Source organism: Duncaniella sp. C9, from assembly GCF_004803935.1.
GTDB lineage: Bacteria > Bacteroidota > Bacteroidia > Bacteroidales > Muribaculaceae > Duncaniella > Duncaniella muris.
Map to the genome: position 1 here is coordinate 1,211,386 of NZ_CP039547.1, position 15,262 is coordinate 1,226,647.

12 protein-coding genes are annotated in these 15,262 nt (G+C 55.1%); 5 read left to right on the forward strand and 7 right to left on the reverse strand.

Translation table 11 applies throughout. The features are described from left to right. Positions 1 to 51: 51 nt before the first annotated feature. From E7745_RS04910 to rplS, 4 genes are all read left to right on the forward strand, one after another. Positions 52 to 3,324 carry a S41 family peptidase gene (locus E7745_RS04910; RefSeq protein WP_136408417.1) on the forward strand — a complete coding sequence of 1,091 codons (3,273 nt, stop codon included), beginning with the start codon at positions 52 to 54 and terminating at the stop codon, positions 3,322 to 3,324. A 232-nt stretch (positions 3,325 to 3,556) separates the two neighbouring features. Beyond that, complete coding sequence (locus E7745_RS04915; protein ID WP_107032418.1) at positions 3,557 to 3,772, forward strand: DUF3791 domain-containing protein; 216 nt, start codon at positions 3,557 to 3,559, stop codon at positions 3,770 to 3,772. A gap of 15 nt (positions 3,773 to 3,787) precedes the next feature. Continuing rightward, on the forward strand, positions 3,788 to 4,021 hold the full coding sequence (locus tag E7745_RS04920; protein WP_168182012.1) for a DUF3791 domain-containing protein: 234 nt from the start codon (positions 3,788 to 3,790) through the stop codon (positions 4,019 to 4,021). A 106-nt stretch (positions 4,022 to 4,127) separates the two neighbouring features. Then, complete coding sequence (gene rplS / locus E7745_RS04925; RefSeq protein WP_107032421.1) at positions 4,128 to 4,487, forward strand: 50S ribosomal protein L19; 360 nt, start codon at positions 4,128 to 4,130, stop codon at positions 4,485 to 4,487. Positions 4,488 to 4,605: 118 nt separating this feature from the next. On the opposite strand, the gene E7745_RS14795 is transcribed toward rplS, so the two are convergent. Then, positions 4,606 to 4,752, reverse strand: a complete 147-nt coding sequence (locus E7745_RS14795; RefSeq protein WP_160630765.1) for a hypothetical protein — start codon at positions 4,750 to 4,752, stop codon at positions 4,606 to 4,608. A gap of 293 nt (positions 4,753 to 5,045) precedes the next feature. Here E7745_RS14795 and E7745_RS04930 point away from each other — a divergent pair, with 293 nt between their 5' ends. After that, on the forward strand, positions 5,046 to 6,479 hold the full coding sequence (locus E7745_RS04930; protein WP_136408418.1) for a hypothetical protein: 1,434 nt from the start codon (positions 5,046 to 5,048) through the stop codon (positions 6,477 to 6,479). Positions 6,480 to 7,669: 1,190 nt separating this feature from the next. On the opposite strand, the gene tnpA is transcribed toward E7745_RS04930, so the two are convergent. The 6 genes from tnpA to E7745_RS04960 form a co-directional block, all read right to left on the reverse strand. Next, complete coding sequence (tnpA, locus tag E7745_RS04935) at positions 7,670 to 8,116, reverse strand: IS200/IS605 family transposase (RefSeq protein ID WP_136408419.1); 447 nt, start codon at positions 8,114 to 8,116, stop codon at positions 7,670 to 7,672. Between the two features lie 612 nt (positions 8,117 to 8,728). After that, on the reverse strand, positions 8,729 to 9,790 hold the full coding sequence (gene leuB / locus E7745_RS04940) for a 3-isopropylmalate dehydrogenase (protein WP_136408420.1): 1,062 nt from the start codon (positions 9,788 to 9,790) through the stop codon (positions 8,729 to 8,731). Between the two features lie 29 nt (positions 9,791 to 9,819). Continuing rightward, the gene (locus E7745_RS04945; protein WP_240740369.1) at positions 9,820 to 11,355 is read right to left on the reverse strand and encodes an alpha-isopropylmalate synthase regulatory domain-containing protein; all 1,536 of its coding nucleotides are present in this window, start codon (positions 11,353 to 11,355) and stop codon (positions 9,820 to 9,822) included. Between the two features lie 4 nt (positions 11,356 to 11,359). Further along, positions 11,360 to 11,947 (reverse strand): 3-isopropylmalate dehydratase small subunit, encoded by a 588-nt coding sequence (leuD, locus tag E7745_RS04950; protein ID WP_136408421.1) that lies wholly within the window; start codon positions 11,945 to 11,947, stop codon positions 11,360 to 11,362. 59 nt (positions 11,948 to 12,006) lie between these two features. After that, entirely contained in the window at positions 12,007 to 13,404 is a 1,398-nt protein-coding gene (leuC, locus tag E7745_RS04955) for a 3-isopropylmalate dehydratase large subunit (protein WP_136408422.1), read from the reverse strand. A gap of 86 nt (positions 13,405 to 13,490) precedes the next feature. Continuing rightward, positions 13,491 to 14,987: a 2-isopropylmalate synthase gene (locus E7745_RS04960; protein WP_123398665.1), complete on the reverse strand. Its 1,497-nt coding sequence runs from the start codon at positions 14,985 to 14,987 to the stop codon at positions 13,491 to 13,493. Positions 14,988 to 15,262 lie beyond the last annotated feature (275 nt).

The window sequence follows — 15,262 nt, forward strand, 5'->3', positions numbered from 1 at the left end:
TCACTCACAATAATGACAGAAATCAATAACCAATCACGCTATAACTTACTTATGAACAGACGAAACCTCCTCGCCACTCTTCTTGCCGGCGCGGCACTCGGTGCCGGAGCCGTCACCCCGATGTGGCTCCGAGATGTACGCATCTCGCCTGACGGATCGAAAATCGCCTTCACCTACAAAGGTGACATCTTCACAGTCCCTGCCAAGGGCGGAGAAGCCACGCGCCTCACCGCCAATGAAGCCTACGAGGCCATGCCCGTATGGTCGCCCGACGGATCGAAGATCGCCTTCACCAGCGACCGCGAAGGAAATGCCGACATCTACATCATGGACTCCAGAGGCGGCGAAGCCACACGCCTGAGTTTCAACTCTGTGGCTGAAACTCCCTGGGCCTTCACCCCCGACGGCTCAGCCGTGGTCTACTCGGCTTCAATCCAGGACGCTCCCGGATCGCTCCTCTTCCCCTCCTCATGGCAGACCGAGCTCTACAGTGTGCCCGTCAGCGGCGGACGCCCCATGCAGATCCTCTCAACTCCCGCCGAGGCCGTCAGCTATCTCCCTGACGGAAAATCATTCCTCTACATGGACCGCAAGGGACTTGAAGACGAATGGCGCAAGCACCACACCTCGTCAGTCACCCGCGATCTCTGGAAATACGATGCCGCAAGCGGACGCCACACCAACCTCACCGACCGTGCCGGTGAAGACCGCAACCCCGTGGTCAGCCCCGACGGCAAGACCGTATGGTTCCTCAGCGAGCGTGACGGAGGCAGCTTCAACGTCTACTCAGCACCCGTCGACGACCTCTCAAAGGCAAGCCGCCTGACAAACTTCACCACCCATCCCGTCCGCTTCCTCTCGCGCGGAGCCGACGGCACTCTGGCTTTCACCTATGACGGCGAGATCTACACCATGACCCCCGGAGCCAAACCCTCCAAGGTCAGGATCGACATCACGGCCGACCAGTCGGAGCCCCTCCGCATCCGCAACTTCAGCAGCGGTGCATCAGGTGCCGTTCCCTCGCCCGACGGCAAACAGGTGGCCTTCTCTAATCGCGGCGACATCTTCGTGACCTCCGTTGACTATCCCACCACCCGCCAGATCACATCAACCCCCGCCGCTGAAAACTTCATCTCCTGGGGCAGTGACAACCGCACTCTCTACTACACCTCCGACCGCGACGGCCACCTTAATATATATAGCGCCAAGATAGGCCGCGACGAGGACCCCAACTTCCCCAACGCAACCCTCGTTGAAGAGACTGCAATCTTCCCCGCCGGTGACCGCACCGACCGTGCCAACCCCGTGATCTCGCTTGACGGCAAGCAGATGGCCTTCACCATCGACCGCCGCGACATCGCAGTGATGGACCTCGCCTCAAAGAAGGTGCGCAGACTCACCAAGGGCAACATCTGCAACGACCGTGACGGTATGCTCGACTACTCATGGTCACCCGACGGAAAATGGCTCGTGGCCGTGGTCGACATGCACCGCCGCTCACCCTATTTCGACATCGCCATCATCAATGCCGCTGACGGCACAATCACCAACATCACCAACTCGGCCTACATGAACCAGTCGCCCCGCTGGGTGATGGGAGGCGATGCAATCCTCTTCCTCAGCGACCGCTACGGTATGCGCAGCCACGCTTCATGGGGATCGCAGTATGACGTGCTTCTGGCCTTCACAAACCAGGCCGCCTATGACCGCTTCCGCCTCTCGCCCGAAGACTTCCAGCTTCAGAAAGAGCTGAAAGCCTCGCGCGCCAAAGCCGCTGCCAAGCCCGCCGCCAAAGCCGACGGCAAGAAGAAAGCCGACTCAAAGGCCGACAAGGATAAAGCCGCCAAATCAGACAAAGACAAGGATTCAAAGATCATCAACGTCGAGCTCGACGGCATCACAGACCGCATAGTGCGCCTGACCCCATTCTCGGCATCCATGTCTGATGCCTATATCGACGACCAGGGCGAAACCCTCTGGTTCCTCGCCCAGGTTGACAACGGCTACGACCTCTGGAAGAAAGACCTCCGCAAAGGCACCGTGAGCCTCGCCTCCAAGCTCGGCGCACGCCCCACCGGCATGCAACCCGCAGCTGCAGGCAAGACCCTCTTCCTCACCGGCGGCGGAGCCATCCGCAAGATGAGCCTCCCCGGCGGAAAGATTGACGGCGTAAGCTTCTCGGGCACTCAGAAATTCGATGCCGCGGCCGAACGCGAATACATGTATGACTACATGCTCACCGAAGCCGAAAAGCGCTTCTTCGGCACCGACATGAACGGCACCGACTGGAAAGCTATGGGCAAGGCCTACCGCAAGTTCCTCCCCCACATCAGCCACAACGCCGACTTCGCCGAACTCACAAGCGAGATCCTCGGCGAGATCAACGTCTCCCACTCCGGAGGCCGCTACTATCCGCAGGGCGCCCGCGAAGCCACAGCATCGCTCGGCCTGCTCTATGACATGACCTATCCCGGACCCGGCCTCAAGGTGGGCGAAGTGCTCGCAGGCGGCCCATTCGGCCACGCCGACTCCTCGATGAAGCCCGGAGCCGTCATCACCGCCATCAACGGCACCGAGATCGGCTCGAAGACAGACCCCACCGTGATGCTCAACTCTCTGGCAGGCCGCAAGACCCTCGTGGCCTTCACCCTCCCCTCCGGCGAAAAGACCGAGGAAGTGGTGCTCCCCGTCAAAGCCTCGGTGATCAACGGCCTGCTCTATGACCGCTGGGTCAAACGCAACGCCCACCTGGTCGACTCTCTCTCAAACGGCCGTCTCGGCTACGTCCACATCAAGTCAATGAACGATGAAAGCTACCGCACCATCTATGCCGACATCCTCGGCAAATACAATGAGTGTGACGGCATAGTCATCGACACCCGCAACAACGGCGGCGGCCGTCTCCACGAAGACATCGAAGTGCTCTTCAGCGGCAAGAAATACCTCACTCAGGAAATCAAAGGCCAGCCAGTAGGCGAAATGCCCTCGCGCCGCTGGAACAAGCCTTCCATCATGCTCACCTGCGAGGCCAACTACTCCAACGCCCACGGCACCCCCTGGGTCTACCGCCACATGAAACTCGGAAAGGTGGTCGGCATGCCCGTCCCCGGCACCATGAGTTCGGTCAACTGGATCGACATGCAGGACCCCTCGCTCGTGTTCGGCATCCCCGTGATCGGTTTCCGCACCGCCGAAGGCAACTATCTTGAAAACACCCAGCTTGAGCCTGACGTGAAGGTGGCCAATGATCCCGCCCGCATAGTCCGCGGCATCGACGACCAGCTCAAAACCGCCGTCGAGACCCTCCTCAAAGACCTCCGCTGAACCTGACGCAAAACCTCACAATCCAATTAGCCCGATTAGCCCGATTAGCCTAATCGGGCTAATTTTCGTTTCATATTCCATACGAATGCACTCCAATAAAAAGACTCCCGGCTTTTGGATTTATGCGAATTTCATTATATTTGCGTAATAAAACTATTCGGCTAAGTAACTCTGAAAAAGATCATCCATCGGAGCTGCTTATGCACATCTGTTAATTTTGAAGAGTTACTTAATGACATTTGATCAACTGGACTTCACCACATATTGTATAGGCGCACTCTCGGAGAGACTCAAACTCTCACAGCCAACAGTATTCCGAATGCTGAAAGACTCGGATATTCTTGGCAGCTATATTGTGCCCGGCTACGAAGTGCTTCATACATACAGTCCCGAATACATTGCCGACGACCTTGTCAGTCTCATGAAAGAAAGAGGGGTAATACAATGAAAGAATTGTAAACCGATGGATGGACGAAGAATTGTATTGCAAATGAAATATGCCCGCATAATCAGCGGGCTTGCCGCCCGATTGGGGCTGTCGATCGAAAAAGCTATGGAGATATTCTATGGCTCAGCCACATTTCAGCTGATAGAAAAAGGCATTGCCGATCTTCACGCCCGATCGGAAATTTACCTTGTCGATGAACTCATCCTCGAACTCTCGGCCGCAAAAAATCAGTCAAACGCTTGCAGGTAAACAGATTTTCCACTACCTTTGCACCCGAATTCGCAATCTCTGGCAAGGACAAGCAGCCTGCGTATATTGCGAGCAGTGTTAACATTTTTAATATACGTATAGAAAAATGGACTTAATTAAAGTTGCTGAAGAAGCTTTCGCCACAGGCAAGCAGCACCCTGACTTCCAGCCCGGCGACACCATCACCGTCGCTTATCGAATCAAGGAAGGTAACAAGGAACGTATCCAGCAGTATCGCGGTGTCGTTATCCGCATCTCCGGCGACGGCAACAAGCGCCGCTTCACCGTACGCAAAATCTCCGACAACATCGGCGTAGAGCGTATCTTCCCTATCGAATCACCGTTTATCGACTCAATTACCATCAACAAATATGGTAAAGTGCGTCGCGCTAAACTCTACTACCTCCGCTCACTCACCGGCAAAAAGGCCCGTATCAAAGAGCGCCGCGTAGTCAAGAAAGCTTAAAAAAAGTAATACCCGCCCGTCCGGGCGTCCCCCAACTCCATCGCCCGGACACTTCAAAGAACCGCAAGTCGTATCACCGTGAGGCGAGAAAACTTCTGCGGTTCTTTATCTTTTTCCGTCAGAGCGCAGGCATCACAGCCGCAGCCACATCTGTATCACCGAAAATGTCAGCGATAGTCAGCCACAGAAAAAGCAGTATGATCAGAACTACCACTCCGATCACAAGCCACACAGCAGTCCCTGATTTTGATTTTTTCTCACTCATAATATAAATTAGTTAAAACAGAGGTTAGCAAATCTTTCAACCTTTACAACACACGCCCGCCCCCAAAAGTTGCCCCTACGGCAAAAATCGCCAAAAACTCCGAAAGATTGCCCTAAATCAACCCGCTCAGCAAATTTTAACATAATTGTTATATTATATTAAGCGCAGATGCACTAACTTTGCATTATATATCTGCTTAGACTCTCCACCGGAACACGAAATAACATCTCTCATAGATTAATTAATTGTAAATCAATCGCTTATGAAAAAAAACTTTACTCTCACTCGCAATTTTGCTCCTCGGCCTCGGCGCAAATGCTCAAGATGTACTTTCATCCATCGAGTTCAAAAAAAACAGTACAGACTATGACAAGATAGGTAATTATACTGATACCTGGAAATCAACAGATGAAAAATGGGTATTCAAGGGCTTTAATAACAACAAGAACGGCTGGGATTTCATTGCAGGCGGCCGAAAAAATAATGCTTCAGAGCCTTATTTCTACACCGGAGTTTACGCAGCCCCCGTATCGAAGATTGTTATAGGTATAGCAGCCCGTTATAAAGCAAGCGCTATCACTTCAGCAACCTTATATGTTGCAGATACTAACACTTTTGAGAATGCGGTTAAAACTGCGCTCACTCTGCCTACCGGTGCAAATTCAGACTGGACAATCACAATCCCCAATCCGGCAGAAAACAAATATTACAAAGTTGGCCTTGTAATTCCATCTCAAACATCTAACGGTCAGGCTATCTCAATTAATAAGATTACCGTATATAGTAAATCTGATAAGGCTGATGCAGAGTATGCTTTTTCAAAGGCTTCTGTTTGTGCCCCATTAGGATCTTCAATTGATGCACCTGATTTTACTTGTGCAGAAGGTGCTCCTGCCCCTGAATATGTGTCATCGAATACTGACGTGGCAACTGTAAACTCAGCTACTGGCGCCGTGACAATTGTTGGTGTTGGAACTGCTGAAATTTCTGCAAAATCAGAATCAAATGATAAATTCCTTGCAGGATCGGCTTCGTATAAAGTTTATGTAGGACAGCCTGTAAACTCGATTGCTGAAACAATGGCGATCACTGATAAAACAACACTGCTCTATATCAACTATCCCCTGACTGTTGCTTTCAAGAACTTCAACAACACTTTCGCTTGCAATGGCAATGATTTTATCCAGGTCTATGGTAATAATCAGCCTGCCTACACCGCTGGCGATGTGATCCCCGCAGGTTGGATCGGCTGCTATGATCTGTATGGTAAAACTACCCCTGAAATCTTAAATCCTATCGGTATGCCTGAGGCCTCTGAAAATAGCGGCTTCACTCCTGCCAAGGTGTCTGAAATCACAAAAGCTGATGTCAATAAGGTTGTGACAATTGAGAATGTTGTATTTGCAGAAGCTACCCCCTCTACAAAAGACAACTTTACCGGAACTGTTAATGGCTCAGAAGTTTCTATGCGCAACAACTACACTATCGCAGGTGTCGAAGCCGGAACCTATGATGTAACCGGTGTGGTGGCTATCTATAGCGGAAAACCTCAGTTCTATGTAACCGGCTATGAAAAAGCTGTAGATACCGGCATTGCCGACATCGTAGCTGACGAAAACGCCCCCGTGGAATACTTCAACCTCCAGGGCATCCGCGTTGAAAACCCCGAAAACGGTCTTTATATCCGTCGTCAGGGTAACAAAGTCACCAAGGTGATTGTTAAGTAAACAGACTACAAACCGAATCTATAATATCGGACAGCATCCGTCCCTCCGTGGAGAGGGCGGATGCTTTTTTTATTCCCCCCGATGATTGCGGCGGGGATTGGAATAGCGGATGTCCGCCAACGGCACACCGGAGGGGTACGGGACAGCGGGGTGTGCGGAATCTGAATGGGTACGGGACAGCGGGGGCGTGATGGTAAATCGGTGTCCTCGGCCGGACACCAACCGGATGTGTAAATCATGTACCCGTGACACCTGCGCGCTGCGGTGTCACGGGCTACGAGTAAATCAGCGTCCTCCGGACGCCATTAGCTGATGCGTAACGGCGAATGTCCCGGAGGCCATTAGCCGAAGCGTGACAGCGTATGTCCCGGAGGCCATTAGCCGAAGCGTAACGGCATATGTCCCGGAGGCCATTAGCCGAAGCGTGACAGCGTATGTCCCGGACGCCATTAGCCGAAGCGTGACAGCGTATGTTCCGCTGCTTTGATCCGGACGGGTATTGGACAGCGGGTGTCCGCAGGTAGTGTTTCCGGATGGGTACGGGACAGCGGGTGTCCGCCAGGACACCGATTTAATCGTAGCCCCCGACACCGTGCGCAGCACAAGGTGTCGGGGGAATAGATATTAACCAAGAATGAAGGTGTCCGGTCGAGGACACCGATTTACCATCGCGAATTCGGCCCCATCCGGTATGTGAAGACAGCGTATGTTCCGCTGCTTTGATCCGGACGGGTATTGGACAGCGGGTGTCCGCAGGTAGTGTTTCCGGATGGGTACGGGACAGCGGGTGTCCGCCAGGACACCGTTTTACTCGTAGCCCCCGACACCGTGCGCAGCACAAAGTGTCGGGGGAATAGATATCAACCAAGAATGAAGGTGTCCGGTCGAGGACACCGATTTACCATCGCGAATTCGGCCCCATCCGGTATGTGAAGACAGCGTATGTTCCGCTGCTTTGATCCGGACGGGTATTGGACAGCGGGTGTCCGCAGGTAGTGTTTCCGGATGGGTACGGGACAGCGGGTGTCCGTCAGGACACCGTTTTACTCGTAGCCCCCGACACCGTGCGCAGCACAAGGTGTCGGGGGAATAGATATCAACCAAGAATGAAGGTGTCCGGTCGAGGACACCGATTTACCATCACGAATGCGATCAACAACGGGCGTGGGTTTACCGATGATATTGATAAATCAAAGGGAATCATCAATTCGCTCTGTCGGTATATGGTAATGTTGCAAAATATCTTTATATTCTTCGGCAAACGACCTGCACCCATGATGGTCTTTTTGCGACATTATGTAATTTATCCGGTCTTCACGGCTTTCTGTATCCACCGAAAACGCACCGTATCCCTCCGACCATCTGTCCCAATAAGGGAAATGAGGATTTGTGCGCATGAATTTGCTCGTTTCGGCTTTGACGAGTTTTACATAGTCGGCCACCGATAGTTTCGGAGGAATGTCGCACAGAATGTGAATATGATCCGGCATACCGCCTATGCGCCATATTTTGACACCTCGCTGAGTGGAGAAATCAAAAAGGAATTTATACATTTCGCGTTCGTGGGCGATGGGTATTGACGGGAGGCGTTGGTGTGTGCTGAATATCAGGTGGTAGGTGAGGGAGATGTGGCTCATAATGCCACAAATTTATGGATTAAGATCATAATAACCAAATGTTTTGCCATATAAAGTATAATGGTTCGGGGATTTGAATGGCGGGGTGTGATGGTAAATCGGTGTCCTCGGCCGGACACCAGCCGTTTGTGTAAATCATGTACCCGTGACACCTGCGCGCTGTGCGCTGCGGTGTCACGGGCTACGAGTAAATCAGCGTCCTCCGGACGCCATTAGCTGATGCGTAACGGCGTATGTCCCGGAGGCCATTAGCTGATGCGTAACGGCATATGTCCCGGAGGCCATTAGCCGAAGCGTAACGGCGTATGTCCCGCTGCTTTTATCCGGAATGGGTATTTGGAGGCGGGTGTCCTTTCCGGATGGGTATGGGACAGCGGGTGTCCGTCAGGACACCGTTTTACTCATAGCCCCCGACACCGTGCGCAGCACAAGGTGTCGGGGGAATAGATATTAACCAAGAATGTTGGTGTCCGGTCAAGGACACCGATTTACCATCACGAATTCGGCCCCATCCGGTATGTGTGGATGACGGATTCCCGCCGACGGGATGTGAACCTATGCAGATGATCGGCTGACGGGATGCAAACCCATGCGTTGTATGCCGGGGGATGGTCAGGCCTGGCGGATATAGTCGGCTATCCAGGCACCTACGGCATTGGTGCCGTAGGTGGCGCCGCCGTCAACCTGGATTTCGGGGGTACGGACATTGGCGTCAAGCGATGCATTGACCGCCTTGCGGATCAGCGCTCCCTCTTCCATGAGGTTGAAATACTCGAAAAGCATTGCCACAGAGAGAATCTGGGCCAGAGGGTTGGCGATGTTCATCCCCTTGGCCTGCGGCCATGAGCCGTGGATGGGCTCGAAAACAGGAGTCTTCTCTCCGGTGGAAGCCGAGGGCAGAAGGCCCATTGAACCGGATATGACAGACCCTTCGTCGGTCAGAATGTCGCCGAAGGTGTTTTCGGTCACCATCACATCGAAGAAGGGGGGCTCCTGGATCATGCGCATGGCTGCGTTGTCGACATACATATAGTCAGTGTCTACGTCGGGATACTGCGGTGCGATTTCCTGGGCCACCTTGCGCCAGAGACGCGAAGAGGCGAGCACGTTGGCTTTGTCGACCACGGTCAGATGGCGGCGGCGACGGCGCGCATAGCTGTAGGCCACGTGGAGAATGCGTTCGATCTCCGGGCGGGTGTAGGCATTGGTGTCATAGGCGCGGTCGTTGTCTTCGTATTTCTCGCCGAAATACATTCCGCCGGTGAGCTCGCGGATGCAGATGAAATCGGCACCCTCCACCAGCTCGGCGCGCAGCGGGGATTTGTGGATCAGGCACTGGAAAGTTTCCACGGGGCGGATGTTGGCGAAAAGGCCGAGTTTTTTTCGCATGGCAAGCAGACCCTGTTCGGGGCGCACTTTGGCGTTGGGGTCGTTGTCGAACTTAGGGTCGCCCACAGCCGAGAAGAGCACGGCGTCGGCCCAGAGGCAGGTCTCGAATGTCTCTTCAGGGAAGGGATCGCCCACCTTGTCAATTGCGTCGGCTCCACAGATGGCGTAGCGGTATTCAACCGCGTGGCCGAATTTTTCACACACAGCCGTCATGACGTCCACGCCCTGACGGGAGATTTCCGGGCCGATTCCATCGCCGGGAAGTACTGCTATTTTGAGGTTCATTGTCTGAAGAAGTTTCTGAATGAGTTTTTTTAGTCGGTATTTTTTGTCGGCAGCGTCTCAAGGATGTTGAGCATCTTGACGGTTGCCTGGATTGCGGCCTCGGTCTGGTCGGCGTCGAGTCCGCGGGTCTTGAAGAGGTTGCCCTGGAAATTCCAGGTGATGGTGGTGTGGACCAGAGCGTCGGTCTTGCCGCCGGGGGGGATGTTGACCGTATAGTTGGCGAGGGTGGGGAAGGTGCGCCGGAGTTTCTCGTTGTAGATTCGTCTGACGGCGCGCATGAAGGCGTCGAACTGACCGTCGCCCACGGCGCTTTCCTGAAACTCCGCACCGTCTACCACGAGTTTCACTGTGGCCGTAGGGTGCAGGCCCTGCGAGAGGCTGAGCGCGTAGTTGTCGACGCGGACTTTCGAGGGGATGGCCTGGTGTTTGAGCACATCGGCCACTATGAAGGGCAGATCATCCTGGGTTACGATCTCCTTTTTGTCGCCGAGACTGATGATGCGCTCGGTGACCTTCAGAATGTCAGATTCGGACAGTTCAATGCCCAGCGCCTCAAGATTTTTCTTGATATTGGCCTTGCCTGAGGTCTTGCCGAGGGCATACTCGCGTTCGCGGCCGAAGCGTTCGGGCAGAAGGTCGTTGAAGTAGAGCTGGCTCTTGTTGTCGCCGTCGGCGTGGACGCCGGCACACTGGGTGAAGACGCTGTCGCCGATGATCGGCTTGTTCGGTGGCACCATTATTCCGGAGAAGGATTCGACGATGTGGCTGACCTTGTTGATCTTGCTCTCGTCGATGTCAGTTGTGGCTCCGAGCTGGTCATGGATCACGGCCACGGCGCTTGAGAGCGTGGCGTTGCCGGCGCGTTCGCCCAGGCCGTTGATGGTGCAGTGCACCCCTTTGGCACCGCCTTTGACGGCGGCGAAGAGATTGGCCGTGGCCAGGTCATAGTCGTTGTGGGCGTGGAAGTCGAAGTGGAGATCCGGATAGCGCACGGTCATGGTGTGCATGTATGACAGCGTGTCGTAGGGGTTGAGAATGCCCAGTGTGTCAGGGAGCATGAAGCGTCTGACGGGCAGGTCTCTGATGGCGTCCATCAGCGCGAAAACGTAGTCAGGGGAGTGCTTCATGCCGTTTGACCAGTCTTCGAGGTAGATGTTGACGTCGAGTCCGACCTCGCGGGCGCGGGCCACTTCGGCGGCTATCGCCTCGAAGTGCTGTCCGGGAGTCTGCCTGAGTTGCAGGTGGCAGTGTTTTTCCGAGCCTTTGGCCAGGAGGTTGATCACCTTGCCTCCCACGCCGCAGATCCAGCTGACGGAGCGTCCGCCGTCAAGGAATCCGAGCACCTCGATGCGGTCTGTGAAGCCAGTCTCCGCGGCCCATGCGCAGACCTTGCCCACCGCCTCGCGCTCGCCGTCGGAAACTCGCGCCGAGGCTATCTCGATGCGCGGCACATGGAGCTCCTGCAGCAGCAGGCGGGTGATGGCGAGCTTCTCTGATGTGGAGAAGGATACGCCTGAGGTCTGCTCTCCGTCGCGGAGAGTGGTGTCCATTATCTCGATATACATAGGCTCAGCGGGCGGCCTCCCAGGCCTCTATGTCGGCCTTGCGCGAAAGCAGATACTCGATGTCGTCGAGGCCCTCGGCGAGACACTGTTTCTTGTAGGGGTTGATGTCGAAGTTCTCGCTTTTGCCTGTGGCGAGATTGGTGATGGTCTGCGAGGGGAGGTCGACGCGCACCTGGGTCTGCGGGTCTGCGGCTATGGAGTCGAAAAGCTCCGAGAGGAATTCCTCGCTGACCACCACGGGGAGCACGAAGTTGTTGAGCTCGTTGTTTTTGTGGATGTCGGCGAAGAAGCTTGAGACCACAACGCGGAATCCGTAGTCATGGATGGCCCACGCGGCATGTTCGCGGCTCGATCCTGAGCCGAAGTTCTTGCCGGCCACGAGGATGCAGCCTGAGTAGGTGGGGTCGTTAAGCACGAAGTCTTTTATCGGGTTGCCCTCCTTGTCGTAGCGCCAGTCGCGGAAGAGGTTGTCGCCGAAGCCTTCGCGCGAGGTGGCTTTGAGGAAGCGGGCGGGTATGATCTGGTCGGTGTCTATATTCTCCATCGGCAGCGGGACGCAGGTGGAGGTTATGGTGGTGAATTTTTCTTTCATGATGTGCGTTTGGGTGTGGGTGGGGGGAGGGGGAATGGCGGATCTGTTGGGGTGGGGATTTACCGGAGAGTCCGCGGATCGGTCAGCACGCCTGTCACCGCCGAAGCGGCCGCAACGAGCGGTCCGGCGAGTATGGTGCGCGATCCGGGGCCCTGGCGGCCTTCGAAGTTGCGGTTTGAGGTGGAGACAGCGAGTTTGCCTGCCGGCACCTTGTCTTCATTCATAGCCAGACAGGCCGAGCATCCGGGCTGGCGGATCTCGAATCCGGCTTCCTCAAGAATTTTGTCGAGCCCCTCCTCGCGGATCTGCGCGTCGACTTTCCATGATCCGGGCACGAGCCAGGCGGTGATGCCCGGCGCTTTGTGGCGTCCTCTGACAAAGTTGGCGAAGGCGCGGAAGTCTTCGATGCGGCCGTTGGTGCAGCTGCCGAGGAATACGTAGTCCACGGGGGTTCCGGCAAGCACCTGGCCCACTTCGAAGCCCATGTAGTCGAGCGATTTGCGGTAGGAAATTTTTCCTGCTTCGTCTTCGGGATCGGGGGCGGGGATCGGGTCGTTGATGCCGATGCCCATTCCGGGGTTGGTGCCGAAGGTGATGCGCGGCTCGATGTCGGCGGCGTCGAAGTTGATCTCGCGGTCAAAGACGGCGTCGGGGTCGGAGGGGAGGGTGCGCCAGTAGGCTACGGCCTTTTCCCATTCCTCGCCTCCGGGGGCGAACTCGCGGCCCTTTACGTAGGCTATAGTGGTCTCGTCAGGGGCTATCATGCCTCCGCGGGCTCCCATTTCGATAGAGAGGTTGCAGACGGTCATGCGCTCTTCCATAGAGAGACGGCGTATAGTGTCACCGGCATATTCCACGAAATAGCCCGTGGCGCCGCCGGTGGTCATCCGGGCTATGATGTAGAGCGCTATGTCTTTGGCGGTCACACCGGGGCGCAATTCTCCGTTGACGTTGATGCGCATAGTCTTGGGCTTGGGCTGGAGGATGCACTGCGAAGCGAGCACCATCTCCACCTCGCTTGTGCCGATGCCGAAGGCCACGGCTCCGAATGCTCCGTGGGTCGAGGTGTGGCTGTCGCCGCAGACTATGGTGTAGCCCGGCAGGGTGAGGCCGTTTTCCGGACCGATCACGTGGATGATGCCGTTTTTCGGGTGTCCGAGTCCGTAGAGCGTCACGCCGAATTCCTGAGCGTTGCGGGTGAGGGTCTCGACCTGGTTGCGCGACACAGGATCGGCTATCGGTCGGTCCTGGTTGAGGGTGGGGATGTTGTGGTCAGGAGAGCAGTAGGTCTTTTCCGGACGGAACACTTTCAGACCGCGCTTGCGGAGGCCTTCGAAAGCCTGCGGGCTTGTCACCTCGTGGCAGTAATGGCGGTCGATATAGAGTTGAGAGGGTCCGCCTTCGATGTCGTTGACAACGTGTGCGTCCCAGATTTTGTCAAAAAGAGTTTTTCCCATAATGTGGATTCCTGGAGTGTGTGTGGCCGAAGGCTGTCTGGACAATAGCCTCCGGAATGGTGTGGTTGTGTGGGGGGATGATTGTGTTATCTGACGAACTTGTTGATGGCGTCAATGAAGGCCTCTGCGCTGGCTGCCACGATGTCGGTGTTGGCCGAGAAACCGTAGTAGGGCACGCCGTCGTGTTCGACTGTCATGTGGACCTTTCCCACATCGTTGCTGCCCTTGTTGATGGCCTGGATGAGGAATTCCTTGACGAGCATCTTGCGGCGAATGATGATCTTGATGGCGCTGATGGCCGCGTCGACGGGGCCGTTGCCTGAGGCGCAGGCCTCGAATTTCTCGCCGGCTATGTCAAGCCCTACGCTTGCCACCGAGTGGACGCCTACGCCGCTTGTCACCTGGAGGAAGTCGAGCTTGATGCGGTTGAGGGCCTTGCGGTGAGCGCCGGCTATCATGAGCACGTCATCGTCATTGATCTCTTTCTTGCGGTCGGCGAGTTTGAGGAAGGCTTCATAGGCCTTGTCGAGATCAGCTCCTGAGAGTTCGATTCCGAGCACGTGGAGGCGGTGTTTGAGTGCCGCGCGGCCGCTGCGGGCGGTCAGCACGATAGAGTTTTCGTCGATGCCCACGTCTTTGGGGTCGATGATCTCGTAGCTTTCGCGGTTTTTGAGCACACCGTCCTGGTGGATGCCTGAGGAGTGGGCAAAGGCGTTGCGGCCCACAATGGCCTTGTTGGGCTGCACGGGCATGTTCATCAGGCTCGAAACCATGCGGCTGATTCCGGTGATTCTGGTTGCGTTGATGTTGGTGTCGATGCCGAGGTCTTTGTGAGAGCGGAAGGTCATCACCACCTCTTCGAGCGAGGTGTTGCCGGCGCGTTCGCCGATGCCGTTGATGGTCACTTCGGCCTGACGGGCACCGTTGACCACACCGGTTACGGTGTTGGCCGTGGCCATTCCGAGGTCGTTGTGGCAGTGGGTGGCAATGACCACCTTGTCGATGCCCTCCACGTTGTCGATCAGATATTTGATCTTGGCACCGAATTCCGAGGGGAGGCAGTAGCCGGTGGTGTCGGGGATGTTTATGACTGTGGCACCGGCGCGGATAACGGCTTCGACCACGCGGGCGAGATATTCATTGTCGGTGCGTCCGGCGTCTTCGGCGTAAAACTGCACGTCTTCCACGAATTTCTTGGCGAAGGCCACGGCTCCGACAGCGCGTTCGAGAATGTCGTCGCGGGTGGAGTTGAATTTATATTTGATGTGGTAGTCAGAGGTGCCGATACCGGTGTGGATGCGGGGGCGTTTGGCATATTTCAGCGCTTCGGCGGCCACGCGGATGTCGTTTTCGACAGCGCGGGTCAGCGCGCAGATTGTCGGCCATGTGACTGCTTTTGAAATTTCCACTACCGAATTGAAGTCACCGGGACTCGACACCGGGAATCCGGCTTCGATGACGTCGACTCCGAGGGCTTCAAGAGCTTTTGCAACTTCGATTTTCTCAACTGTGTTGAGCTGACATCCGGGCACTTGCTCTCCATCGCGCAGTGTCGTGTCGAAAATAAACAGCCTGTCACTCATAGGGGTCTATAATATAATGTTATGTGTTGTTTTTAATTGGAAACCTGACCTAAAACAATGTTCGTTGATGGGTGTGGACAGATAATTGTCCGCAAAGTTATAAATTATTTATAAAATGGCGCAATAAAATGAAAAAATTAACGAAAATGGCGGTTTTAATGGTATGATTGAAATATTTTGAAGATGATGAACGAAAATTATGCAGATCATCTTTGATATGTGGGGGCAATGGAGTAAATTTGTTGCCGTTCACACCTCTGACATGTTAATCTGCT

Bases quoted from the DNA above. Each gene is read 5' to 3' on its own strand.
- E7745_RS14795 (WP_160630765.1), bottom strand. From the start codon at position 4,752: ATGAGTGAGAAAAAATCAAAATCAGGGACTGCTGTGTGGCTTGTGATC.
- E7745_RS04960 (WP_123398665.1), bottom strand. From the start codon at position 14,987: ATGAGTGACAGGCTGTTTATTTTCGACACGACACTGCGCGATGGAGAG.
- leuC (WP_136408422.1), bottom strand. From the start codon at position 13,404: ATGGGAAAAACTCTTTTTGACAAAATCTGGGACGCACACGTTGTCAAC.
- leuD (WP_136408421.1), bottom strand. From the start codon at position 11,947: ATGAAAGAAAAATTCACCACCATAACCTCCACCTGCGTCCCGCTGCCG.
- tnpA (WP_136408419.1), bottom strand. From the start codon at position 8,116: ATGAGCCACATCTCCCTCACCTACCACCTGATATTCAGCACACACCAA.
- leuB (WP_136408420.1), bottom strand. From the start codon at position 9,790: ATGAACCTCAAAATAGCAGTACTTCCCGGCGATGGAATCGGCCCGGAA.
- rplS (WP_107032421.1), top strand. From the start codon at position 4,128: ATGGACTTAATTAAAGTTGCTGAAGAAGCTTTCGCCACAGGCAAGCAG.
- E7745_RS04915 (WP_107032418.1), top strand. From the start codon at position 3,557: ATGACATTTGATCAACTGGACTTCACCACATATTGTATAGGCGCACTC.
- E7745_RS04945 (WP_240740369.1), bottom strand. From the start codon at position 11,355: ATGTATATCGAGATAATGGACACCACTCTCCGCGACGGAGAGCAGACC.
- E7745_RS04910 (WP_136408417.1), top strand. From the start codon at position 52: ATGAACAGACGAAACCTCCTCGCCACTCTTCTTGCCGGCGCGGCACTC.
- E7745_RS04920 (WP_168182012.1), top strand. From the start codon at position 3,788: ATGGATGGACGAAGAATTGTATTGCAAATGAAATATGCCCGCATAATC.